Annotated in this window: 19 protein-coding genes; 9 read left to right on the plus strand and 10 right to left on the minus strand. The window is 63.8% G+C overall.

The window, feature by feature from the left end; genetic code table 11:
* The first annotated feature begins 388 nt into the window (after nt 1–388).
* Complete coding sequence (gene fadD1 / locus VA602_RS21725; protein WP_065861455.1) at nt 389–2,086, plus strand: long-chain-fatty-acid--CoA ligase FadD1; 1,698 nt, start codon at nt 389–391, stop codon at nt 2,084–2,086.
* Nucleotides 2,087–2,128: 42 nt separating this feature from the next.
* Here fadD1 and VA602_RS21730 read toward each other — a convergent pair whose 3' ends face one another.
* Complete coding sequence (locus tag VA602_RS21730) at nt 2,129–3,436, minus strand: NAD(P)/FAD-dependent oxidoreductase (protein ID WP_323454313.1); 1,308 nt, start codon at nt 3,434–3,436, stop codon at nt 2,129–2,131.
* A gap of 31 nt (nt 3,437–3,467) precedes the next feature.
* Nucleotides 3,468–4,832, minus strand: a complete 1,365-nt coding sequence (locus tag VA602_RS21735; RefSeq protein ID WP_323454314.1) for a glutamine synthetase family protein — start codon at nt 4,830–4,832, stop codon at nt 3,468–3,470.
* Nucleotides 4,833–5,364: 532 nt separating this feature from the next.
* Between VA602_RS21735 and hrpA the strand changes: the two genes are divergently transcribed.
* Together hrpA and VA602_RS21745 are read left to right on the plus strand one after the other, a co-directional pair.
* On the plus strand, nt 5,365–9,270 hold the full coding sequence (gene hrpA / locus VA602_RS21740; RefSeq protein WP_323454315.1) for an ATP-dependent RNA helicase HrpA: 3,906 nt from the start codon (nt 5,365–5,367) through the stop codon (nt 9,268–9,270).
* 211 nt (nt 9,271–9,481) lie between these two features.
* A complete protein-coding gene (locus tag VA602_RS21745; RefSeq protein WP_054893303.1) occupies nt 9,482–10,603 on the plus strand; it encodes a beta-ketoacyl-ACP synthase III in 1,122 nt (373 codons plus the stop codon).
* A gap of 126 nt (nt 10,604–10,729) precedes the next feature.
* Here the strand turns inward: VA602_RS21745 and VA602_RS21750 are convergent, their stop codons facing one another.
* Nucleotides 10,730–11,974, minus strand: coding sequence for a putative porin (locus VA602_RS21750; RefSeq protein WP_054893302.1), 1,245 nt, complete (start codon nt 11,972–11,974; stop codon nt 10,730–10,732).
* A 264-nt stretch (nt 11,975–12,238) separates the two neighbouring features.
* Between VA602_RS21750 and VA602_RS21755 the strand changes: the two genes are divergently transcribed.
* Nucleotides 12,239–13,366 (plus strand): GNAT family N-acetyltransferase, encoded by a 1,128-nt coding sequence (locus tag VA602_RS21755; protein WP_323454316.1) that lies wholly within the window; start codon nt 12,239–12,241, stop codon nt 13,364–13,366.
* A 122-nt stretch (nt 13,367–13,488) separates the two neighbouring features.
* Here the strand turns inward: VA602_RS21755 and VA602_RS21760 are convergent, their stop codons facing one another.
* From VA602_RS21760 to VA602_RS21775, 4 genes are read right to left on the minus strand one after another with little or no spacing between them, the layout of a single operon-like run.
* On the minus strand, nt 13,489–15,321 hold the full coding sequence (locus VA602_RS21760) for an ABC transporter ATP-binding protein (RefSeq protein WP_054893300.1): 1,833 nt from the start codon (nt 15,319–15,321) through the stop codon (nt 13,489–13,491).
* Nucleotides 15,322–15,376: 55 nt separating this feature from the next.
* Entirely contained in the window at nt 15,377–15,934 is a 558-nt protein-coding gene (locus VA602_RS21765) for a peptidylprolyl isomerase (RefSeq protein WP_065861462.1), read from the minus strand.
* A complete protein-coding gene (locus VA602_RS21770; RefSeq protein ID WP_323454317.1) occupies nt 15,928–16,740 on the minus strand; it encodes an alpha/beta fold hydrolase in 813 nt (270 codons plus the stop codon). Before VA602_RS21770 ends, VA602_RS21765 begins: the two co-directional genes overlap by 7 nt.
* Nucleotides 16,741–16,753: 13 nt before the next feature.
* On the minus strand, nt 16,754–17,677 hold the full coding sequence (locus VA602_RS21775; RefSeq protein ID WP_054893297.1) for a LysR family transcriptional regulator: 924 nt from the start codon (nt 17,675–17,677) through the stop codon (nt 16,754–16,756).
* A 49-nt stretch (nt 17,678–17,726) separates the two neighbouring features.
* Between VA602_RS21775 and VA602_RS21780 the strand changes: the two genes are divergently transcribed.
* Both VA602_RS21780 and VA602_RS21785 read left to right on the plus strand, forming a co-directional pair.
* On the plus strand, nt 17,727–18,041 hold the full coding sequence (locus VA602_RS21780) for a 3-phosphoglycerate kinase (protein WP_200603389.1): 315 nt from the start codon (nt 17,727–17,729) through the stop codon (nt 18,039–18,041).
* Between the two features lie 110 nt (nt 18,042–18,151).
* Nucleotides 18,152–18,751: an FMN-dependent NADH-azoreductase gene (locus VA602_RS21785; protein ID WP_153772355.1), complete on the plus strand. Its 600-nt coding sequence runs from the start codon at nt 18,152–18,154 to the stop codon at nt 18,749–18,751.
* A 101-nt stretch (nt 18,752–18,852) separates the two neighbouring features.
* On the opposite strand, the gene VA602_RS21790 is transcribed toward VA602_RS21785, so the two are convergent.
* Nucleotides 18,853–19,740 (minus strand): LysR family transcriptional regulator, encoded by an 888-nt coding sequence (locus VA602_RS21790; protein WP_054893294.1) that lies wholly within the window; start codon nt 19,738–19,740, stop codon nt 18,853–18,855.
* A gap of 263 nt (nt 19,741–20,003) precedes the next feature.
* Here VA602_RS21790 and VA602_RS21795 point away from each other — a divergent pair, with 263 nt between their 5' ends.
* From VA602_RS21795 to VA602_RS21805, 3 genes are all read left to right on the plus strand, one after another.
* Complete coding sequence (locus VA602_RS21795; protein WP_323454318.1) at nt 20,004–21,053, plus strand: NAD(P)H-dependent flavin oxidoreductase; 1,050 nt, start codon at nt 20,004–20,006, stop codon at nt 21,051–21,053.
* Between the two features lie 211 nt (nt 21,054–21,264).
* Nucleotides 21,265–22,140, plus strand: a complete 876-nt coding sequence (locus tag VA602_RS21800) for a carboxylate/amino acid/amine transporter (RefSeq protein WP_054893292.1) — start codon at nt 21,265–21,267, stop codon at nt 22,138–22,140.
* A gap of 7 nt (nt 22,141–22,147) precedes the next feature.
* Entirely contained in the window at nt 22,148–23,083 is a 936-nt protein-coding gene (locus VA602_RS21805) for an AEC family transporter (protein WP_323454319.1), read from the plus strand.
* Between the two features lie 77 nt (nt 23,084–23,160).
* Here VA602_RS21805 and VA602_RS21810 read toward each other — a convergent pair whose 3' ends face one another.
* Both VA602_RS21810 and VA602_RS21815 read right to left on the minus strand, forming a co-directional pair.
* Nucleotides 23,161–23,640, minus strand: coding sequence for a surface-adhesin E family protein (locus VA602_RS21810; RefSeq protein ID WP_323454320.1), 480 nt, complete (start codon nt 23,638–23,640; stop codon nt 23,161–23,163).
* Entirely contained in the window at nt 23,637–24,284 is a 648-nt protein-coding gene (locus VA602_RS21815) for a hypothetical protein (RefSeq protein WP_323454321.1), read from the minus strand. Before VA602_RS21815 ends, VA602_RS21810 begins: the two co-directional genes overlap by 4 nt.
* Between the last annotated feature and the right edge of the window lie 372 nt (nt 24,285–24,656).

Consider the following 24,656-nt stretch of genomic DNA (forward strand, 5'->3'; position numbering starts at 1 on the left):
CCCTGTGGGAGCGGGCTTGTCCCGCGATCGGGCGCGAAGCGGCCGTAGAACCTGGCACCGAGATTTATCAGGACGATCTCGACTGCCTGGCTTGCGGCCGCTTCGCGCCCGATCGCGGGACAAGCCCGCTCCTACAGGGACCGAGTCGGCTGCAGCACGCACCGCAATGCGACATTTTGATTAAATACTCTAGAAATGACTTATAGCTTTCATTGAGTCACTTTGGTGACTATTGAGGCTTGCGAAGCCCTCTAGGCGACCCCAGGCAAAGCTGTTACTCTCGGCGCGCTTTCAGATGATGCGGTTTGCAATGAATCCCTTCATCTCATATCAATAATAAACGCATCGACGCGTGAAGAATTCGCTGTTGCTAAAGGAGTGGGCTTCCATGATCGAACATTTTTGGAAGGATAAATACCCAGCCGGAATTACGGCGGAAATCAATCCTGACGAATTCCCCAACATCCAGGCCGTACTGAAGCAATCCTGCCAGCGTTTTGCCGACAAACCGGCGTTCAGCAACCTCGGCAAGACCCTCACCTACGGCGAGCTGTATACCCTGTCCGGCGCTTTCGCGGCCTGGCTGCAACAGCACACCGACCTCAAGCCCGGCGATCGCATCGCCGTGCAACTGCCCAATGTACTGCAATATCCCGTCGCTGTGTTCGGTGCCATGCGCGCCGGCCTGGTCGTGGTCAACACCAACCCGCTGTACACCGCGCGTGAACTCGAGCATCAGTTCACCGACTCCGGTGCCAAGGCCGTGGTGTGCCTGGCCAACATGGCGCACCTGGTCGAGAAGGTCCTGCCCAAGACCCAGGTCAAGCACGTCATCGTCACCGAGGTGGCCGACCTGCTGCCGCCGCTCAAGCGCGTGCTGATCAACAGCGTCATCAAGTATGTGAAGAAGATGGTGCCGGCCTACAGCCTGCCCCAGGCGGTGCGCTTCAACGACGCACTGGCCAAGGGCCGCGGCCAGCCGGTCATCGAGGCCAGCCCGCAAGCCAATGACGTGGCTGTGCTGCAATACACCGGCGGCACTACGGGTGTGGCCAAGGGCGCGATGCTGACCCACCGCAACCTGGTCTCCAACATGCTGCAGTGCCGCGCCTTGATGGGCTCGAACCTGCAGGAAGGCTCCGAGATCATCATCACGCCGCTGCCGCTGTACCACATCTATGCGTTCACCTTCCATTGCATGGCCATGATGCTGATCGGCAACCACAACGTGCTGATCAGCAACCCGCGCGACCTGCCGGCGATGGTCAAGGAACTGGGCAAGTGGAAGTTCAGCGGTTTCGTCGGGCTGAACACCCTGTTCGTCGCCCTGTGCAACAACGAAACCTTCCGCAGCCTGGACTTCTCGGCGCTGAAGGTGACCCTTTCCGGCGGCATGGCCCTGCAACTGAGCGTGGCCGAGCGCTGGAAGGCGGTCACCGGCTGCGCCATCTGCGAAGGCTACGGCATGACCGAGACCAGCCCGGTGGCGGCGGTCAACCCGTCCGAAGCCAACCAGATCGGCACCATCGGTATCCCGGTGCCGTCCACCCTGTGCAAGGTCATCGACGACAGCGGCCAGGAACTGCCGCTGGGCGAAGTCGGCGAGCTGTGCATCAAGGGCCCGCAGGTGATGAAGGGCTACTGGCAGCGCGAAGACGCCACTGCCGAGATCCTCGACAGCGAAGGCTGGCTGAAGACTGGCGACATCGCGGTGATTCAGCCCGACGGCTACATGCGCATCGTCGACCGCAAGAAGGACATGATCCTGGTCTCGGGCTTCAACGTGTATCCCAACGAGCTGGAAGACGTGCTGGTCGCCCTGCCGGGCGTGCTGCAATGTGCCGCGATCGGCGTGCCGGACGAGAAGTCGGGCGAGGTGATCAAGATGTTCATCGTCGCCAAGCCAGGTGTCACGCTGACCAAGGAACAGGTGATGGAGCACATGCGTGCCAACGTCACCGGCTACAAGGTGCCGCGGTTCATCGAGTTCCGCGATGCCCTGCCGACCACCAACGTCGGCAAGATCCTGCGTCGTGAGCTGCGCGACGAAGAGATGAAGAAGCTGGGGCTGAAGAAGATCGCCTGATTCACACCGGCCCGCTCCTGCAAGAGCGGGCCGGTTTTGGTTTCAGCGCAACTTTTCCAGCATCTGGTAGTACCACATCCCCACCGATAGCAGCGGATTGCCCAGCAAATCCCCCATCGGCACCTTGATGTGCTTGCACGCGGCGAAGGTGTCGAACTTCTCCAGCGTCCCGGTCAATGCCTCGGCCATGATCTCGCCCATGATGTGGCTGGTCGCGATGCCATGCCCGGAGTAACCCTGGCAGTACCAGACGTTGTCCGACAGCTTGCCCAGCTGTGGGATGCGGTTGACCACGATGCCCATGGCGCAGCTCCACTTGAATTCGATCGGCACGCCCTTGAGCGCCGGGAAGGTGCGCTCGATGCAGGGGCGCAGCTCGGCTTCGATGTCCCGCGAATCACGCCCCGAATAGTTGGCGCCGCCACCGAACAGCAGGCGCTTGTCGGCGGTCAGGCGGTAGTAGTCGAGCACGAAGCGACAGTCGTACACCGCCAGGTCCTCGGGGTTGATCTGCTCGGCCAGCTCGCCCAGCGGCGCGGTGGTGACGATGCCACCCATGGCCGGGAAGATCTTGCCCTTGAGCTGGCGCTGCTCGAGCTTGTGGTACACATCGCCTGCCAGCAGGATCTGGCGAGCCTCGATCCGGCCATTGGCGGTGACCACTGCCGGACTCGGACCGTGGACGATATCCAGCACTTCCGAATTTTCGAAGACCAGCGCGCCGAGGCTGTGCGCAGCCCGCGCCTCGCCCAGGCACAGATTGAGCGGATGCAGGTGCAGGTTGCGCGTGTTCTTCAGTGCCCCGAGGTACAGCGGGCTCTCCAGGTGGCGCGAGATGCCCTGGCGGTCGAGCAGTTGCACCTGGTCGCCCATGCCGCGGCGCTGGGCCTCGGCTTCGAAGGCGCGCAGTTCCTCCAGGTGCGACGGTTTCATCGCGGCATGCAGGTGGCCGCGCTTGAGATCGCATTGGATGCCGTAGCGCGCCACGCGCTGCTCGATGATCTGGTGCCCGCGCCAGCGCAGGTGCCAGATGAAATCGTCCACCTCGCTGCCGAGCCGGTCACGCATCTGCGTGCGCATGGCCTCGTCGCCGGACAGGCTGCCAGTCACCTGGCCACCATTGCGCCCGCTGGCGCCCCAGCCGATGCGGTTGGTCTCGACGATGGCGACCTTCAGGCCGCGCTCTGCCAGCTCCACGGCGGTGGCGACGCCGGTGAAGCCGCCGCCGATGATCGCCACGTCGACCTGTTCGGTGCCCTTGAGCGTCGGGTACTCGGTCCGGTCGTTGAGGGTGGCGCTGTAGTAGGACGGTGCGCGCTGGGCCGGGCCGTTGTTCAGTGCTGCGTTCATGGGGTGTTCCTTGTTCTGAATAGGGTAGGGCTCAAGCCTGGTGCAGGTACCAGCGCCAGTCCTGTTCGCTGACTTCGGCCATGAGCTGGCGGTATTCGGCGCGTTTGACCTTCAGGTATACCCCGAGGAACGCATCGCCCAGCGCTTCGCGAGCCCAAACCGAGTGCTCCAGTGCATCGAGGGCGGTGAGCCAGTCGGTGGGCAGGTGCTCGGTGGCCTGGGCATAGCCGTTGCCCTCGACCGGAGCGCCGGGGTCCAGTTGTTCGCGAATGCCTTGGTGCGTGGCGGCGAGAATGGCCGCGGCAGCCAGATAAGGGTTGGCATCGGCGCCGCAGATACGGTGCTCGATGTGTCGGCTGGGGGCCGGGCCGCCGGGTACGCGCAGGCTCACGGTGCGGTTGTCGACACCCCAGGTCGGCGCCAGCGGCGCATAACTGTTGGCCTGGAAGCGGCGGAACGAGTTGGCGTTGGGGCAGAACAGCAGCAGCGAATCGCGCAGGTGGCGCAGCATGCCCGCCACGGCCTGGCGCAGCAGCGGCGTACCGGCCGGGTCTTCGCTGGCGAACAGGTTGCGGCCTTCGCTGTCAGCCAGGCTCAGGTGCATGTGCATGCCGGTGCCGGCGATCTGGGCGAAGGGCTTGGCCATGAAGCAGGCCTGCATGCCGTGGGCATGGGCCACGCCCTTGACCAGGCGCTTGTAGCGCACGGCCTGGTCCATCGCTGCCAGCGCATCGCCGTGCTCCAGGGTGATTTCCACCTGGCCGGGGGCATACTCGGAAATCGCCGTGCGTGCCGGAATACCCTGGGCCTTGCAGGCGGCATACAGGTCGGCGAGGAAGGGCTCGATCTGTTCCAGCTCACGCAGGCCATAAACCTGTGTGCTGCGTGGTCGGCCGCCGTCGCTGTCGAGCGCCGGTTGCGGGCGGCCCTGGGCATCGCGCTGCTGGTCGAGCAGGTAGAACTCCAGCTCGCAGGCCATCACCGGGTGATAACCGTCGGCGTTCAGGGCCTCGATGGTGCGCAGCAGGACATGGCGCGGGTCGGCAATGCTGGCGGGCAGGCCTTCGCTGGGGTGCATGCTGACCTGCACCGCGGCGGTCGGCACCCGGCGCCAGGGCAGGCGTACCAGGCTGCCGTCCAGGGGGTAGGCGCGGCAGTCGATGTCACCGACATCCCAGACCAGGCCCGAGTTTTCCACATCGTCGCCATTGAGGGTCAGGCCAAGGATGGTGCTGGGCAGCGGCCGGCCGCTTTCATACACCGCCATCAGCTCGTCACGGTGCAGCAGCTTGCCGCGCGGCACGCCGTTGGCGTCGAGGATGAACAGTTCGATCAGGTCGATGTCGGGGTTTTCGGCCAAGAAACGGCGGGCTTGCTCGGGGTTGGCAAAGTGCATGGGGGCTCGCTCGCGCCCCTGTCGTTCAGGGGCGCACAAGACCACCGCGGGTTGGCGCGGTGCGTCGGACGGATTCAGGCAGCCGCAGGGCTGCGGTAGGCGTCAATGGGCAGCGAGCGAGGTATCCGGCGGGCGAGCATGGCGGCAGTGCCACAGGGCCCAGAAGGCGAGGATGACGTGGACCAACGGATTTTCACCGGCGCGGGCCCTGACCTTCGGCAGCGAAGGGCGTGATAGCGGAGGCGCGGTGATCGGGTCGGGAATCATGCCCTGGATACTCACATGGTGGGTAAGGTTGATTAAAGCAGTGAGTGGTGATGTTCAGATCGGTTTTGGCTAAACATTGTGATGATCTGCCCGGCTCTATCGCGGCATAAACCTGCTCCTGCACGGGCCGCTCTTGCATAGAAGCGGGCTCGCCCGCGAAGAGGCCGGTACAGGCAGCAGAGAACCGGCAAATCTGCGACAATCGCGCATCCTCAAGAATGCCGATCATGCAAAAGCAGGCTCACCTGCATCATCAGAAAGCCCCATGACTGACCACGCCATCGACAAACTGCTGCAAAACCTCGACCACGCCATGATCGCCGACCGCCATCGCCTGCGGCGGCAACTGCACGAACTGCGCAAGCGCCCCGACGAGGGCAAGCTGGCGCAGTGGGTGGAGAAGGTCCAGGCGTCCTGCGCCCAGGTCACCGCGCGCCAGCAGAGCGTGCCGAGTATCCGCTACGACGACAGCCTGCCCATCGCCGCCAAGCGCGACGAGATCAAGAAAGCCCTGGCCGAGCACCAGGTGCTGGTGATCGCTGGCGAAACCGGTTCGGGCAAGACCACCCAGTTGCCGAAGATCTGCCTGGAGCTGGGCCGCGGCAGTCATGGCCTGATCGCCCATACCCAGCCGCGCCGGATCGCCGCGCGCAGCGTGGCGACGCGGGTTGCCGAAGAGCTCGGCACACCCCTTGGGGCGCTGGTCGGTTACCAGGTGCGCTTCGAGGACCAGAGCGACTCCAACACCCTGGTCAAGCTCATGACCGACGGTATCCTGCTGGCCGAAACCCAGCACGACCGCTTCCTCGAACGCTACGACACGATCATCGTCGACGAAGCCCACGAGCGCAGCCTGAACATCGATTTCCTGCTCGGCTACCTCAAGACCCTGCTGCACCGGCGCCCCGACCTCAAGCTGATCATCACCTCGGCGACCATCGACCTGGAGCGTTTCTCCAAGCACTTCGATGGCGCGCCGATCATCGAGGTGTCCGGCCGTACCTACCCGGTGGACACCTGGTACCGCCCGCTCACCAGCGAGCAGGACGAGGAGGGCAACCAGGTCGAGGACGACCTCACGGTCGACCAGGCGATCCTCGCCACGCTGGATGAAATCGCCCAGCACGAACGCAGCCAGGGCAAGGGCCCGGGCGATGTGCTGGTGTTCCTGCCCGGCGAACGCGAGATTCGCGATGCCGCCGAGATCCTGCGCAAGGCGCAGCTGCGCCACACCGAGATCCTGCCGCTGTACGCGCGCCTGACGCCGGCCGAGCAGCAGAAAATCTTCCAGTCCCACAGTGGCCGACGCGTGGTGCTGGCGACCAACGTTGCCGAAACCTCGCTGACCGTGCCGGGCATCCGCTACGTGATCGACAGCGGTACCGCGCGCATCAGCCGCTACAGCTACCGCGCCAAGGTCCAGCGCCTGCCCATCGAGGCGGTGTCGCAGGCCAGCGCCAACCAGCGTAAAGGCCGTTGCGGGCGGGTCGAGCCGGGTATCTGCATCCGTCTCTACAGCGAAGATGATTTCAACGGCCGCCCAGCGTTCACCGACCCCGAGATCCTGCGCACCAACCTGGCGGCGGTGATCCTGCAGATGCTGCACCTGCGCCTGGGCGAGATCGACGCGTTTCCGTTCATCGAGCCGCCGGATGGCAAGGCCATCAGCGACGGCTTCAACCTGTTGCAGGAGCTCTCGGCGGTCAACCGCGAGAACCAGCTCACGCCGCTTGGCCGCCAGTTGGCGCGCCTGCCGATCGACCCGCGGTTGGGCCGCATGTTGCTCGAAGGTGCCCGCCAGGGCAGCCTGCAGGAAGTGCTGATCGTCGCCAGTGCGCTGTCGGTACAAGACCCGCGCGAGCGTCCGCCGGAGCGCCAGCAGGCCGCTGACCAGGCGCACGCGCAGTGGAAAGATGTCGATTCGGACTTCGCCGCGCTGGTCAACCTGTGGCGCGGCTTCGAGGAGCAGCGCCAGGCGCTGACCGCCAATCCGCTGCGCAACTGGTGCCGCAAGAACTTCCTCAGCTACCTGCGCCTGCGCGAGTGGCGGGATGCGCATCGCCAGCTGTCGCTGATCTGCCGTGACCTGCAGTTGGCGGTGAACAAGGATGCCTCCGACTACCAACGCATGCACAAGGCGATCCTCAGCGGCCTGCTCAGCCAGATCGGCCACAAGACCGAAGAGGGTGATTACCAGGGCGCGCGCCAGCGGCGCTTCTGGGTGCACCCTTCGTCCGGCATCGGCCGCAAGCGCCCGCAGTGGGTGATGGCGGCCGAGCTGGTGGAAACCACCAAGCTGTATGCGCGCATGGTCGCCAAGATCGAGCCGGACTGGATCGAGCCGCTGGCCGGGCACCTGATCAAGAAGAACCATTTCGAGCCGCACTGGGAGAAGAAGCGCGGGCAGGTGGTCGCCTATGAACAGATCACGCTGTATGGGTTGATCCTGGTCGGTCGACGCCCGGTGCACTTCGGTCCGATCGATCCGGTGACCTCGCGCGAGCTGTTCATCCGCGAGGGGCTGGTCGGTGGCGAGATCCAGTCCAGGGCCAAGTGCCTGTCGGCCAACAAGCGCCTGCTCGAGCAGCTCGATGAGCTGGAAGCCAAGGCCCGCCGTCGTGACATCCTGGCCGACGAAGAGACGCTGTACGCCTTCTACGAGGCGCGCCTGCCGGAAGAGATCCACCAGACCGCGACCTTCGACAGCTGGTATCGGATGAACAGCCAGAAGGACGCCAACCTGCTGATCATGCGCGAAGAGGACGTGCTCGCCCGTGAGGCCAGCGAAGTCACCGCCGCGCAGTACCCGGACCACCTGCAGGTGGGCGACCTGCGCCTGCCGTTGAGCTATCACTTCGAACCCAATCACCCGCGCGACGGTGTCACCGTCCGGGTGCCAGCGCCCTTGTTGCCGAACCTGCCGGGCGAACGCCTGGAGTGGCTGGTGCCGGGGCTGCTGGAGGCCAAGTGCGTGGCCCTGGTGCGCAATCTGCCCAAGGCCTTGCGCAAGAACTTCGTGCCGGTGCCGGACTTCGTCAAGGCGGCGTTGTCGCGCATGACCTTCGGCCAGGGCGCCTTGCCGCAGGCCCTGGGCCAGGAACTGCTGCGCATGACCGGGGCGCGCGTCTCGGACGAGGCGTGGGCCGAATCGGCGGGGCAGGTCGAAGGACACCTGCGCATGAACATCGAGGTGGTCGACGGCCAGGGCAAGTTCCTCGGCGAAGGCCGCGACCTGGCCGAGCTGACCGCGCGGTTCGCCGCTGCCAGCCAGGCCGCGCTGGCGTTGCCACGTAGCGAGAAAACCGAACAGCCGGTGCAGGCCAAGGCCTTCGCCCAGGTGGCGCAGACTGCCCAGCAGAAGATCGCCGGCCTTTCGCTGACGGTGTATCCAGCACTGGTGGAAGACAACGGCGCGGTGCGCGAGGGGCGTTTCTCGACCCAGGCCGAAGCCGAATTCCAGCACCGCCGCGCGCTGCAGCGCCTGTTGCTGCAACAGCTGGCCGAGCCTGCCAAGTTCCTGCGCGGTAAGCTGCCGGGGCTGACCGAGCTGGGGCTGCTGTACCGCGAGCTGGGCCGGGTCGAATCGCTGGTCGAGGATATCCTGCTGGCCAGCCTCGACAGCTGTGTGCTCGAAGGCGAGACGCCACTGCCGCGCGACGGCGCCGCGCTGGCCTCGCTCGCTGAACGCAAGCGTGGCGACTGGACCGAGCATGCCGAGCGGCTGGCACGCCAGACCCTGGAAGTGCTCAAGCTGTGGCATGGCCTGCAGAAGCGCTTCAAGGGCAAGATCGACCTGAGCCAGGCGGTGGCGCTGAACGATATCAAGCAGCAACTGGGCAACCTGGTGTACCCAGGCTTCGTGCGCGAGACGCCGTCGCAGTGGTTCAAGGAACTGCCGCGCTATCTGAAGGCCATCGAGCTGCGCCTGGAGAAGCTGGGTTCGCAGGTGCAGAAGGACCGTGTCTGGAGCGGCGAGCTGGGCAACCTGTGGACGCAGTACAAGACCCGCGCCGACAAGCATGCCCAGGAGGGCAAGCGTGACGCCGAACTGACCCTGTATCGCTGGTTGCTGGAGGAATACCGGGTGTCGCTGTTCGCGCAGCAGTTGGGGACGAAAGTGGCGGTTTCCGATAAGCGATTGAGCAAGCAGTGGAGTTTGGTGGAAGCCTAAATTCCCTGAGTTGTGGCAATATTGGCGCAATTTGGGCCGCGTTGCGGCCCATCGCATGACAACCCCGCTCTCACTTTGTGGGAGCGGGCTTGCCCCGCGATCGAGGGCGCAGCCCTCGCTGACGATCTCAAGTTGGCACTAAAGTGCCATTAATCACAGCCCATCCCGGCCAACGCCCGCCAGGCGCAGGCCACAGACCAGAGGAACGACCGTGCACAACGTCGTGATCAGCGGCACCGGCCTGTATACCCCGGCCCAGAGCATCTCCAACGAAGAACTGGTGGAATCCTTCAACACCTGGTCGCAACAGTTCAACGCAGACAACGCCGCCGCCATCGAGCGTGGCGAGGTCGAGCCGGCGCCGCTGTCCGACGCGGCGTTCATCGAAAAGGCATCAGGCATCAAGAGCCGCTTCGTCATGGACAAGGCCGGCATCCTCGACCCGCAGCGCATGAAGCCACGCCTGCCGGAGCGCTCCAATGACGAGTACTCCATTCTTTGCGAAATGGCCGTGGCTGCAGCCCGCCAGGCGCTGGAGCGCGCCGGTCGTACCGCTGCCGACGTCGATGGGGTGATCGTCGCCTGCTCCAACCTGCAGCGCGCCTATCCTGCGATCGCCATCGAGGTACAGCAGGCCTTGGGCATCCAGGGCTTCGGCTTCGACATGAACGTGGCCTGCTCCTCGGCCACCTTCGGCATCCAGAACGCCGCCAACAGCATTCAGCTCGGCCAGGCCCGGGCGATCCTGATGGTCAACCCGGAGATCTGCACCGGCCACCTGAACTTCCGTGACCGCGACAGCCACTTCATCTTTGGTGATGCCGCCACTGCCGTATTGCTCGAGCGCGCCGACCAGGCCACATCGAAGCATCAGTTCGACATCGTCAGCACCAAGCTGCTGACCTCGTTCTCCAACAATATCCGCAACAACTTCGGCTTCCTCAACCGTGCGGCGGAGGAGGGTGAAGGCACCCGCGACAAGCTGTTCGTGCAGGAAGGGCGCAAGGTGTTCAAGGAAGTCTGCCCGATGGTTGCCGAGCTGATCGGCAAGCACCTGGCCGAGAACGACCTGCAGCCTTCCGACGTCAAGCGCTTCTGGCTGCACCAGGCCAACCTGAGCATGAACCACCTGATCGTCAAGAAGCTGCTGGGACGTGAGGTGAGCGAGCAGGAGGCACCGGTGATTCTCGACCGTTATGCCAACACCAGTTCGGCCGGCTCGGTGATTGCCTTCCACCTGTACCAGGATGACCTGGAGCAAGGATCGGTGGCGGTGCTGAGCTCGTTCGGGGCGGGGTATTCGATTGGTAGTGTGATTCTGCGCAAGCGCTGATAACGGCGGCGGCCTTTTCGCGGGCTTGCCCGTGAAAAGGCCGTGGTATTTTCAGCAGCCGAAAAAAAGCGGGAAGCGCCGGATGGGGTCGGCACTTCCCGCTGAGCTACGCAGGGGAGCGTTCTTTTAGAACTTGGCTTCCAGGTCGACCTGCAGGGTGTCGACATCCGCGTCGGTGTTCGGCAGCTGCGAACGGTCGGTCTTGGCCATCAGGTAAGCCGCGCCGACAGCGAAGTTCTTGTCGATTTCGTAACCGACCTTGAACTTGTGACCACGGTTACCGGTGAAGCCGTTGCCGAAGTCGGAGTCGGTGAAGGCGCTGACCACAGCGTTGCGCTGTACGTCGCGGTAGTTGTAGTCCAGGCTCCAGGCGCCGAGCTTGGTCTTCACACCCGCCAGCCAGGCCTTGTCTTCGCCGTCGGTGCTGTCGGTGTTCTTCACGTACTGACCGTAGGCGGCCAGCGGGATGGCGAAGCCGGTGAAGTCGATCTGACCGAAGCCTTCCACCAGGTTGAACTCGGTGGTGGTGTTGCCGAACTGACGCAGAGCGGCAGATTCCTTGTCGTTGTCGTAGCCGTAGATGCTGCCGCCAACGGTGACCTTGAGGGTATCAGCCGGTGCGAAGCGAGCCCCCAACTGGCCGTGGTACAGCTGGGCGTCGTGCTTGAACTGCACGCCGTCGCCGTCGACGTTGTCCTTGAGGGTGTACTGACCGGCGCTACCGAACAGCTCGGCGCCGCCCAGGTTGGTCTTGTAGGTGACAGCCACACCTTCAGGGTTCAGGTCGCTATCCCAGATGATGTCGCCCATGCTCACCCAAGGCTGTTGCATCTTGCCGCCGATCAGGTGCAGGTTCGGGATGGCGGTCGGGTGCCAGTCGAGGTAGGCCAGGTCGACCCACAGCGATTTCTTTTCGAAGTAGTTGTCCAGGCTCTGGTTGGTCGAGCGGCCATCGGCGCTGCTGCCGGTGGCGATACGCACGCCAGCGTCGACCTGCGGGTTGATTTCGCTGTAGAAGCCGACGCGGGCACGGACGCGCTCACGGTCCTGGTTGCCGCTGCCGCTGCGTGGGTTGTCGACGTTGACGTCTTCGTAACGCAGGCGCACGTCACCCTTGATCTGGGTCTTGGCGGCCCATGCCACTTTCTGTTCGAAGGAGCTCAGGCGCTCGGACTGTGCCTTCTGGTCGGCCTTTTCCTTGGTTTCTTTTGCCAGATCGGCCTGCAGTTCGCTGTACTGCGCCTGGTTGATCGAGCCGTTGGCGCGGAGCATTTCGAGCAGCTTGGCGTCGACTGCAGCACTGGCCGGGGCGCTCAGGGCCAGCATCATGCCGGTGAGGCTAACTCCGGTAAGTGTAGAAACAAGACGCATAAGGTTCTCCCTATTGGAAAAGTGTGGGGAGGCTTTTGTGCGCCCACCCCCAAGTTGGCATGTCTCCGGAAAAGGCCTGACTAGACAGGTTCTCGGCATCCGAAAAACAGGCGCAAGTATTGCGAGGGGGGATTACAGAATAATGTCTATTTAGTGGCACTGCTGTTAAGTAATTACTCACATGGTTATAAGAACAGTCATCGTCATTTGAGCGATCCGGCGCCTTTGGCGATACTGGCGACCTGTGTTCAGGGAGCCGACGTCGTGACCAGCCTCTACAGCCTTGCCCACCTGCGTGATCTGCCGGCACTGTCCTGGGACGCGCTGGTGCCTGCCGGCCAGCCGTTCCTCAGCCATGCTTTTCTCAGTGCGCTGGAAGACAGCGGTAGCGTCAGCCGCCAGACCGGCTGGGCCGCCGAGCACCTGGTGCTGGAGCGTGACGGCGAGGTGCGGGCGTTACTGCCGGCCTACCGTAAGTGGCATTCGTTCGGTGAGTACGTGTTCGACCATGGTTGGGCCGATGCCTGTGAGCGTGCGGGTATCGCCTATTACCCCAAGCTGCTCGGGGCAGTGCCGTTCAGCCCGGTCAGCGGGCCGCGACTGCTGAGCGCGGACCCCGCTGACGCCCTGCTGTTGTTGCAGGCGTTGCCGGAGTACCTGGTCAAGGGTGAGCTGTCCGGTGCGCACATCAACTTCACCGACAGCAGCCTGGACGAGCAGATGCTCGCCCAGCCGGGCTGGATGGAGCGCCTGGGCTGCCAGTTCCACTGGCGCAACCGTGGTTACCGGGACTTTCAGGACTTTCTCGACACCCTCAGTTCGCGCAAGCGCAAGCAGATGCGCAAGGAGCGCGAACAGGTGGCCGGGCAGGGCATCGACTTCCAGTGGCTGCGTGGCGATGAGCTTGACCAGGCGCGTTGGGATTTCGTCTACCGCTGCTATGCCAACACCTATGCGGTGCGGCGACGTGCGCCCTACCTGACCCGCGAGTTCTTCAGCCTGCTGGCCGAGCGCATGCCCGAGGCGCTGCGGGTGGTGGTCGCACGGCAGAGCGGCCGCGACGTGGCCATGGCCTTGAGCCTGGTCGGAGGCGACAGTTTCTACGGTCGCTACTGGGGCTGCCTGGACGAATTCGACCGCCTGCATTTCGAGACCTGCTTCTACCAGGGCATGGATTATGCGATTGCCGAAGGGTTGCAGCGGTTCGACGCTGGGGCCCAGGGGGAGCACAAGCTGATTCGCGGATTCGAGCCGGTGCTGACGCGCTCGTGGCATTACCTGCTGCACCCGGGGTTGCGGCGGGCAGTGGACGAGTTCCTGGCGCAGGAGCGGGACGGGGTAAGGGAGTATGCGCTGCAGGCGCGGGAGATGCTGCCGTATCGGCGGGATTGAGTGGGGTTTGTGCCGGCCCTATCGCGGGGCAAGCCCGCTCCCACAGGTACCGCGTTGCACTGACGGACAGCGCGGTACCTGTGGGAGCGGGCTTGCCCCGCGATAGGGCCGGTTAGAACCCCTCAATCCACCCCGACGAACCCGCCCGTCTGGTGATGCCACAACCGGGCGTACAACCCCTGCTGAGCCAGCAGCTCGGCATGGCTGCCGCTCTCGACGATACGCCCCTTCTCCAGCACCACCAGCCGATCCATCCGGGCGATGGTCGACAGGCGGTGGGCGATGGCGATCACAGTCTTGCCCTGCATCAGAGTTTCAAGGCTCTCCTGGATCGCCGCCTCGACTTCCGAGTCCAGCGCCGAGGTCGCCTCGTCCATGATCAGGATCGGCGCGTTCTTCAGCAGCACGCGGGCAATGGCGATGCGCTGGCGCTGGCCGCCGGAGAGCTTGACCCCACGCTCGCCCACATGGGCGTCGAAGCCGGTGCGGCCCTGGGCGTCGGACAACTGCGGGATGAACTCGTCAGCCCGGGCGCGGCGCACCGCCTCCCAGACCTCCTCGTCGCTCGCGTCCGGCCTGCCATACAGCAGGTTGTCGCGGATCGAGCGGTGCAGCAGCGAGGTGTCCTGGGTGATCATGCCGATCTGCGCACGCAGGCTGGCCTGGTTGACCTGGGCGATATCCTGGCCATCGATGAGGATGCGTCCGCCCTGCACGTCGTACAGGCGCAGCAGCAGGTTGACGAGCGTGGACTTGCCCGCACCGGACGGGCCGATCAGGCCGATCTTCTCGCCCGGGCGAATATCCAGGTTCAGCCCATCGATGACCTTGCCACCCTTGCCGTAGTGGAAGTCGACATCGTCAAAGCGCACACCGCCCCGGCTGACTTTCAATGCTGGGGCATTGGGCGTGTCGGTGACGGAAACCGGCTGGGCAATGGTCTGCAGGCCATCCTGGACCATGCCGATGTTCTCGAAGATGCCGTTGACCACCCACATGATCCAACCGGACATGTTGACGATACGGATCACCAGGCCGGTGGCCAGGGCAATGGCGCCGACGCTGATCAGCGACTGGCTCCACAACCACAGTGCCAGGCCAGTGGTGGCGACCACCAGCAGGCCGTTGAGGGTGGTGATCACCACATCCATGCTGGTGATGACGCGTGAAGCCAGTTGCGTCTTCTCGGTCTGCTCGCTGATCGCTTCGCGGGCGTACTGCTGTTCGTAGTCGGTGTGGGCGAACAGCTTGAGGGTGGCGATGTTAGTGTAGCCATCGACGATCCGCCCCATGAGCTTGGAGCGTGCGTCAGACGACACCACCGAGCGTTCCTTGACCCGTGGCACGAAGTAGTAGAGCGCGGCGATATAGCCGACGATCCATACCAGCAGCGGAATCATCAGGCGCCAGTCGGCCTCGGCGAACAGCACCAACGAGCTGATCGCGTAGATCAGCACGTGCCACAGCGCATCCACCGCCTGCACCGCCGAGTCGCGCAGCGAGTTGCCGGTCTGCATGATGCGCTGGGCGATGCGCCCGGCGAAGTCGCTCTGGAAGAAGTTCAGGCTCTGCTTGAGCACATAGGTGTGGTTCTGCCAGCGGATCAGGCTGGTCATCCCCGGGTTGATGGTCTGGTGCACCAGCAGGTCGTGCAGGCCGAAGAACACCGGCCGCAGCACCAGCACGACCACCAGCATCCAGATCAGCTCGGTGCTGTGCTCGCTGAAGAAGTTGACGTTGGGCGTGCCCTGGGCCAGGTCGATGATCCGGCTCAGGTAGCTGAACAAGGCCACCTCGATCAGCGAGGCGACCAGGCCGACCACCAGCAAGGCGAGAAAGCTCGGCCAGACCTGACGCAGGTAGTACAGGTAGAACGGCCAGACCGTGCTCGGCGGCGCCTCGCTGGGCGCCTCACGGAAAATGTCGATCAGTTGCTCGAAGCGACGGTACAGCATGGAAACTCCTGTTGATCCCGCTCGCGGGCGGCTTCACATCCTGTGAGACCCGCGATCAGTCGATACGTTTGGCCGACTTGATGTAGACCGGATCGGCCGGTACATCGCGCATGCCTTTCTTGACCGTGGTGGGGGAGTTGACGATCTGGTCGACCACCTCCATGCCCTTGGTCACCTTGCCGAACACCGCGTAGCCACGGTCACGACCAGGGTTGAGGAAATCGTTGTCGGCCACGTTGATGAAGAACTGGCTGGTGGCCGAGTTCGGATCCGAGGTGCGCGCCATCGACAGCGTACCGCGAGTGTTCTGCAGGCCGTTGCTGGCTTCGTTGCGGATCGGGTCCTTGGTGCTCTTCTGCACCATCTGATCGGTGAAGCCGCCGCCCTGGACCATGAAGCCCGGGATCACACGGTGGAAGATGGTGTTGTTGTAGAAGCCGCTGTCGACGTACTGCAGGAAGTTCTTCGTGCTGATCGGCGCTTTTTCGGCGTTCAGTTCGATCTCCACCTGGCCGAAGCTGGTGTCCAGCAGCACGTGAGGGGTCTTGTCGGAGGCCATGACACTGGCGGCGAAGGCGAACGAGCAGGCGGTGAGCAGGAGTTTCTTCAGCATGGGCTCAATGATCCTTGAGAGGTGGATGCGGCTGCGAGAAAGCGCAGCAGGGTCTGGTTGAAGACCTCGGGTTGGTCCAGGGGCGTAGCGTGCCGCGAATCCTCGATGACCGCCAGTGTCGCGTGGGGCATCAGGGCAACGTAGCGTTCTTTCTGCTGTATCGGGGTGTAGTCGTGGTCGGCGGCGATCACCAGCGTCGGACACTGGATCTGCCCGATGCGTTCCTGCACGCCCCAGTCGACGATGGCGTCGAAGCTCTTGAGATAGGCGCGCTTGTCGTTGCGCGCCCAGCGCTCGGCCATCTTGCGGCGCAGTTCACCTTGCTCGGGCTTGGGGAACAGGCGCGCGGCCAGGCCCTGGCCGACCGTCTCGACGCTGAGCAGGCGTGCCAGGCTCCAGCGCTTGGCCCACCAGATCCAGTGTTCGAGATTGTGGCGCTTGACCTCGGGGGCGCTGTTGACGATGCACAGGCTGCGCAGCCACTGCGGATGGTCGACGGCAAACTGAAAGCCGACCATGCCGCCCATGGACAAGCCCACGAAGTGCACAGGGCCGGTGTCCAGATGGTCGAGCAAGGCCAGCAAGTCTTCGCTGAAGGTCTTGATCTGGTAGCCGTGGCGAGGCTTGGCCGACTGGCCGTGGCCGCGGATGTCCATCAGGATCACCCGATAGTGACGGCTCAGCTCGGGGACCTGCAGTTCCCAGTCCTGGCTGCTCGAACCGAGGCCGTGCAGCAGTACCAAGGGCTCGCCCTGGCCATGTTCCTCATAGTGCAGCAGGCATCCGTCACGTTCGAAACAGGCCATGGGCGCGGTCCTCTCAGGCTTGCGGGGGGGCTGCGAAGGGCACGTCCAGTGGCGCGGTGTCGAAATTGCGCAGCAGCTCGATGAGGATCTGCGTGGCCGGACCCAAGGTCTTTTCCTTGCTCGAGTAAAGGTAGAACAGCGGGTGGCGACTGCCACCCTGATCGAGCGGCAGAGGCTTTAGCAGGCCCTCGCGCAGCTCGCGTTCGATCATGTGCCGGGGCAGCCAGGCAAAGCCCAGGCCACTGCCGACGAAGGTCGCCGCGGTGCCCAGGCTGCCGACGGTCCAGCGTTGTTCGGCGCCTAGCCAACCGACGTCGCGTGGCTGGCTGCGGCCAGAGTCGCGGATCACCACCTGCAACTGGCTTTCCAGGTCCTGGAACGTGATCTCTCGGCCCAGGCGGTGCAGGCTGTGCTCGGGGTGGGCGACGGCGACGAACTCCACCGCGCTCAGCTCGGCGCCCAGATAGCCGGGAATGTTGAAGCTGCTGATGGCAAGGTCGGCGATGCCTTCGTGCAGCACTTCCTCGACCCCGGACAGCACTTCTTCACGCAGGCGCACCCGGCAGCCGCGGCTTTGCGGCATGAAGGCGCTGAGCGCACGCACCAGGCGGGCGCTGGGGTAGGCGGCATCGACCACCAGGCGCACTTCGGCCTCCCAGCCCTGTTCCATGTGGTGAGCCAGGTCTTCGAGCTGGCTGGCTTGCTTCACCAGTTGCCGCGAGCGACGCAGCAGCACGCTGCCGGCCTCGGTCAGTACTGCCTTGCGCCCGTCTATGCGCAGCAGCGGCACACCCAGTTGCTCCTGCATGCGTGCCACGGTGTAGCTCACCGAGGATTGCGAGCGGTGCAGGGCTTCGGCGGCCTGGGCGAAGCCGCCGTGATCGACGACCGCCTGCAGGGTCCGCCATTGATCCAGGGTCACGCGCGGCGCTTTCATCTTCGGCTCCTGTTGTCCTAAGCTGCGCTCACTACAAGGAGAGCGCGAAATGAAGAAATGGTTTGCGGTACTGCTGACGTCCCTGCCCCTGAGCGCCATGGCCTATCCGATCGATGTGCAAAAGGAGATCGAAGGGGTCAAGCTCGACTACACCGCGTACGACACCGCCTACGACATCGGCAGCATCAGCCTGAACAACTATGGGCAGGTGCCGGCTGCCTGCAAGGTCACGATGCGCAACGGCCCGGAAGCGCCCAGGGTGCGTCGGGTCAACGTGCCGGCCGGCAAGAGCGTCGACGTCACTGCCAAGTTCAACCGGCAGATCATCAAGCTGCGCATCGACCTGAACTGCAAACCTGAATAAAACAGATTAATCGATAGATTGAACCCACTTTTTACGCTTTTTTATCGATAGGTCAAGCCTTAATCTCACCTCCATCGAATCGCAACCCTTTTTGCCGATGGAGGCACCCCATGTCCCGCGTACTGATCATCGAAAGCAGCGCCCGCCAGCAGGATTCCGTTTCCCGTCAACTGACCCGTGACTTCATCCAGCAGTGGCAAGCGGCGCATCCTGCCGACGAGATCAAGGTACGCGACCTGGCGGTCAACCCGGTGCCGCACCTGGACGCCAACCTGCTTGGTGGCTGGATGAAACCCGAGGAACAGCGCAGCGCGGCTGAAATCGAAGCGCTGGCCCGTTCCAACGAACTGACCGATGAGTTGCTGGCCGCCGACGTACTGGTGATGGCCGCGCCCATGTACAACTTCGCCATCCCCAGCACCCTCAAGGCCTGGCTCGACCACGTGCTGCGTGCCGGCATCACCTTCAAGTACACCCCGACCGGGCCGCAGGGGCTGCTCAACGGCAAGCGAGCGATCGTCCTGACTGCCCGTGGCGGCATCCATACCGGCGCCACCAGCGATCATCAGGAACCCTACCTGCGCCAGGTGATGGCCTTCATCGGTATCCACGAGGTGAACTTCATTCACGCCGAGGGCCTGAACATGAGTGGCGATTTCCACGAGAAAGGCCTGAACCAGGCCAAGGCCAAGCTGGCCGCCGTGGCTTGAGGCGCGAGGTGCCCACGAATTCCCAACCCTGACACCTGTTGCTCCTTTGGGTGTATGTGCCCGGTCAGGCGAATGGCCGGGCTTTTTTTTGCGCGCAAGGCTCAGTGCAGATCCGCCACTTCCCTGCGTTGCTGCGCCATCTCCATGAAGGCGCTCATCGCCGAAGTCGGCAGCGAATCCTGGCGACGGATGAACACCGTGGACACGCGAGAGAATTCCGCTGGCAGCTCATGGCAGCGAATCGCATGGCGCACGCTGCAGTTCTGCGTCACCGACCTGGGCAACAGGGTCACGCCCATTCCGGCCGACACGCAGGTAAGGATGCCATCCAGGGTGCCCATCTCCATGATCTGGTTGGGCACCAGGCCAACCCGGTAGAACCAGTTCTCCAAGGTAGAGCGGTAGAAGCAGCCGCTGCGAAACACCAGCACTGTCTGCGAGGGCATTCGCGCCATCAAGCTGTCGAGCGAATCGAACTGGTCGCTGCTGACCAGCACCAATTCCTCGCAGAACACCTCTTGCTGGGCAAGCATCGGATTCTGGTGAAACCCTCCGACGAAAGCGCCATCGATCCGGTGGGACTCGATGGCCTTGATCAGTTCGGCAGTGGTGCCGGTAAGCAACGACAGTTGCACATCGGGATGCTGCTCGCGGTAGCGGGTGAGGATCTTCGGCAGGCGAATGGCGGCGGTGGTCTCCATCGAGCCCAGGCGCAGCGGGCCGTTGGGGACGCCGGTATCGAGCAGGGCGCTGCGGCTTTCTTCGGTCAGTTGCAGGATGCGCCGGGCATACCCGAGAAACGTCTCGCCCGCAGCCGTGAGCACGACGCCGGATTTTCTGCGGATGAACAGCTCGCGATTGAGCTCCGCCTCGAGCTCCTTGATGCGCATGGTCACGTTGGATTGCACGGTGTTGATCCTGGCTGCGGCCGCGGTAAAACTGCCCAGGTCGGCCACGGCACAGAAAATCTTCAACTGGCGCATTTCCATGAGGTCTACCTATCACTGATGATGATTGATGGCATGTTTATGCATCATTTCATGTACGGCTTTCCAGTGGCTTGGAGGCAACCGATCCCGTCTGCTGGTTCACGATCAGTGATGGAATTCATCATTTATCATCATTTGTGAAAATTCATGGGTGTGTTTAAGGTCGACTCTGGGCTCGCTCCACGCCAACGGACACGCGCGCCCGCCATGAGCCACCCGCCGTCGTCTGTGTTGCGATGAGCGATCCATGATGAGCAACCTCAATGACCACTGACATCCAGGCTTTGCTGAACATCCGTTTCCCCATCATCCAGGCGCCCATGGCGGGCGTTTCTACGCCAGCGCTGGCGGCGGCGGTATCGAATGCGGGTGGTTTGGGGTCGATCGCGATCGGCGCGTGCTCGGTCGACCAGGCTCGCCAGTCCATACGCGAAACCTTCGCGCTGACCCAAGAATCGTTCAACGTGAATCTGTTCTGCCACCGCCCTGCACTGCGAGATGACGTACGCGAGGATGCCTGGCTGCAAGCGCTCGAAGCGCGCTTTGCCGAGTTTCACGCCCAGCCGCCGAAGGGCCTGCGGGAAATCTATCGCTCGTTCGTCGAAGACCCCGAGATGCTGCAGATGCTGCTGGAAGAAAAGCCGGCAGTGGTGAGCTTTCATTTCGGCCTGCCGCCACAGTCGTTCATCGAGGCGCTCAAGGCGGCCGGTATCGTGCTGCTGGCCTGCGTGACCAATGTGGATGAGGCGCTGCAGGTGCAGCGAGCCGGGGTCGATGCACTGATCGCCCAGGGTTACGAAGCGGGCGGCCACCGCGGGATCTTCGACCAGGATCATGATGATCGATTGAGCACCCTGGCACTCGTACGCCTGCTGGCTGATCACGTTCAACTGCCGATCATCGCGGCCGGCGGGATCATGGACGGCGCAGACATCGCCAAGGCGTTCGCGCAGGGCGCCTGTGCGGCGCAGTTGGGTACAGCGTTCTTGCTATGCCCGGAATCGGCGACCAACGCGGCCTATCGTGAGGCGCTGACCGGGCCACGGGCGCGGCAGACGCAGATCACCAGCGCGATCTCTGGACGGCCTGCGCGGGGTATGGTCAACCGCGCGTTCGAGGTGGCGAGCGCTGCGGGCGTGCCGGATTATCCCCGCGCCTACGATGCCAACAAGGCGCTCAATAGCGTGGCGACTGCCCAGGGCTGCAGCGATTTCGCCGCACAATGGGCCGGTACCGGCGCCTATCGGGCGCGCGCCATGCCGGCAGCGCAGCTGGTCGAGGTGCTGATGGCCGAGCTCGACGCGCAGCGCTGACAGGCAAGCTCTGGCTGGAGCAACTGTCTGTTTCAAAATCCAAAGACCAGCCCAATCCCCTGTAGGAGCGGGCTTGCCCGCGAAAAGGTCGCTGCGGTGGATGGCACCAGCACAGCCGATGCCATCCACCGCCGCATCTTCATCTTCCTCCCGGTTGCCCAGAACACCCCGTACCCGCTAAGGTCGCCGCCTTGATCCACGAGAGGCAACCATGGGCTACCTGATTATCGTCGCGCTGATCCAGGCGTTTTCCTTCAGCCTGATCGGCGAATACCTGGCCGGCCATGTCGACAGCTACTTCGCCGTGCTGGCGCGGGTACTGCTGGCAGGGCTGGTGTTCCTGCCGCTGACCCGCTGGCGCCAGGTCGAACCGCGCTTCATGCGCTCGATGCTGCTGATCGGCGCGCTGCAGTACGGCATCACCTATGTCTGCCTGTACCTGAGCTTTCGCGTGCTCACCGTGCCTGAGGTGCTGCTGTTCACCATCCTCACCCCGCTGCACGTCACCCTCATCGAAGATGCACTGAACCGCCGCTTCAACCCTTGGGCGCTGCTTGCGGCGCTGGTCGCGGTGGCCGGCGCAGCGGTGATCCGCTTCGACAGCATCAGCGGCGAGTTCTTCATGGGCTTCCTGCTCCTGCAACTGGCCAACTTCACCTACGCCGCCGGGCAGGTCCTCTACCGCCACCTGATCGCCCGCCACCCCAGCGACCTGCCGCACTACAAGCGCTTTGGCTACTTCTACCTGGGCGCGCTGATCGTCGTGCTGCCGGCCTTCCTGCTGTTCGGCAACGCCCAGCACCTGCCGAGCACCGACGTGCAATGGCTGGTGCTGCTGTTCCTCGGCCTGTGCCCGACCGCGCTGGGGTTGTATTGGTGGAACAAGGGCGCCTGCCTGGTTTCCGGCGGCACCCTGGCGGTGATGAACAACCTGCACGTGCCGGTGGGCTTGCTGCTCAACCTGCTGATCTGGAACCAGCATGAGCCGCTGGGGCGTTTGTTCATCGGCGGTGCGGTGATCCTCGCCTCGGTGTGGCTGAGTCGCCTGGGCGACCGCCGCAGCCCGGCGCTGGCCGGCAAGGCCTGAGGCGCCCATGCATACCATCCTGGTCATCGTCGCGCCGATCTTCGCCCTGATCCTGGTCGGCTACCTGTGCCGCAAGACCGGCAAGCTCGGCGAACAGGCCGCCGCCGAAATCAACCGCATGGTGGTCTGGCTGTGCCTGCCGGCGCTGCTGTTCAAGGTGACCGCCACCGCGACCTGGAGCGAAATCTGGCACCCCGGCTTCATCGTCGCCTTCGGTGCCGGCGCGCTGGCAATGTTCTTCATCACCCTCGCTTGGCGCCTGTTCAGCGGCCACAGCCTGGTGGCCTCGAGCATCGATGGCCTGAGCGCAGGCTATGCCAACACCGGTTACATCGGCATCCCGCTGTGCCTTTTGCTGTTCGGCCAGCCAGGGCTGCAACCGGCATTGATCTCGTCGCTGATCGTGGTCTGCCTGGTGTTCGCGATTTCCCTGACCCTGATCGAGATCGGTCTGCAGGAAGAACGCCAGATCGGCCGCGCCGTATTGCTGGTGGCCAAGGCACTGGCAAAGAACCCGCTGGTGATTTCGCCACTGGCCGGCGCCGCCTGGGCCATGTCCGGCCTGGGCCTGGCCGAGCCGGTGATGCACTTTCTCGACATGCTCGCTCTGGCCACCACGCCTTGCGCGCTGGTGTCGCTGGGGGCATTCCTGGCGCAGAAACGCAGCGGCGCGCAGGCCAGCCCCTGGCCGCTGGTGGGGCTCAAGCTGGTCGGGCAACCGGCACTGACCTGGGTGCTGGCCTTCAAGGTGTTCAGCCTGCCGACCATGTGGGCGACCTCGGCGGTGCTGCTGGCGGCGCTGCCGACCGGGACCGGGCCGTTCATGCTGGCGGAGTACTACAACCGCGAGGCGGGGCTCATTTCGCGCACCATCCTGCTGTCGACGGTGGCTTCGCTGCTGACCCTGACCGGGCTCATGTACCTGCTGGGTGTGGCGGGCTGACAAACACGAAAAAGGCGCCCATCGGGGCGCCTGTTGCGTATTGTCGCGTACACCAGGTTGCCCATGTATCGGCCCAGCTACTGCGCCTTACCCGCCCGCAGATGCGTCGCATCGATCTTGCACACCGCATCGCGCAGATTCCCGATCAGCGACTGCCGCTGCAACGGCTTCCACTGCGCAATATCGTTCTTGCGCGCCACTTCCTGCCCTTGGGCAAAGGGCAGAGAGAAATACACCCGGCCGAACTGCGCCGTTTGGTCCTGCTCGCAGTTGATCACCCGGACCACCTGCGAACTGCGGATCTCTGGCGACTTATCGCCGGAGGCGGCGGGTCCGAGGTAATTGTTGATCAGGTAGAACTGACGCAACTGCGGATTGCCCTGGTACAGCGCGACGGAACGGGCGTCGAAGTAGGTTGCCAGTTCCGCGTCCTCCAGCAATTTGAACATGCCCGGAGGTCGGGTGACTGGCGCTTCGGCCATGGCCTTGTGCGGTGCAGTGCCGTGGGCGCAGCCGCCCAGCAGCAATACCGCGGCCAGGTATGCGAGGCGTTTCATCGTGTGGCCCCTTGCGCGATGTCCGGACGTTCCTGCTGCAACAAACGTTCATCCACGCTGCCCTGCAACGAGCAGAGCAGGCGGGTCTTGCCGTCCTCAACGCTGAGCATCAGGAGCTTCTCCGCAGAACCCGCTGCCGGAGCGATGCCCGAGGCCGCCGCAGGGTTGTCCTGCCAGGGGGAATTGGCATCCGCTTTGATCTTCGGCCTGGAAATGAAGTACTCGCCGGCTTCCTGCCATTGCGCACGCGGCAACTTGGCCATGACCTGCTCGCGGGTGGCATCGATTTCGAAGCCCCAGAAGTAGTAAGTGCCTTGCTCGCCGAGGTCCATGACCCGGTCGTAGTAGCTGGTCAGGCGCAGGCCCTGGTCGTCGACAGCGGGGCTGAAGTGCTGGAACGCGGTGTCGAAGTCGCGGCGGTCTGGCACCGGCAGCCAGGCCAGGCCGCGCTGATCGTTGCGGGTCAGCTTGACGGTCTTGCCCAGATCGGCGCGCTGGGAATACAGCTGCTTGAAGAAAGACGGCTCACACGAGACCAGGCTTTCGCTGAGGCTGCTGGCCAGTGCATTAGCGGAGCACAGGCCGAGGAACAGGGGGAGTAGTGCTTTGCTGCAGGAGAGAGTTAAAAGGCGACGCATGTCCATTGCCTGGAGATTCCTGAAGGGGAAAGACGCGATCTTAATGGCGTCAGGAGGTTGTGACAAATTGGTAAGACAGGGATTCAGTGAGTGATCCGCATCGTAAGTCGATTGACAGCGGGGGAATGTGGGGGGCGGTATTTGGCTGAGGCTTTGGGCTTCTTCAAGAGCGTGTTTGACTGTTCGAAAATCAGAAAATGCGCCTTTCGTGTAGTCCATTTCCCAAAGATACTCCTACCGCCTTTTTTCCGTTGCGGCCCCCTGGGCAGCGCTCTAGTCTCGGCGCGTCGTTGCACATCAACGACACAGCTTTGACAGGCTGCGACGGTATTATGCATACGGCTGCTTTCCATGGCGGCTGTACGTGCGGGCACGCTT

Source organism: Pseudomonas machongensis (assembly GCF_034961125.1).
Taxonomy (GTDB): Bacteria; Pseudomonadota; Gammaproteobacteria; order Pseudomonadales; family Pseudomonadaceae; genus Aquipseudomonas; species Aquipseudomonas machongensis.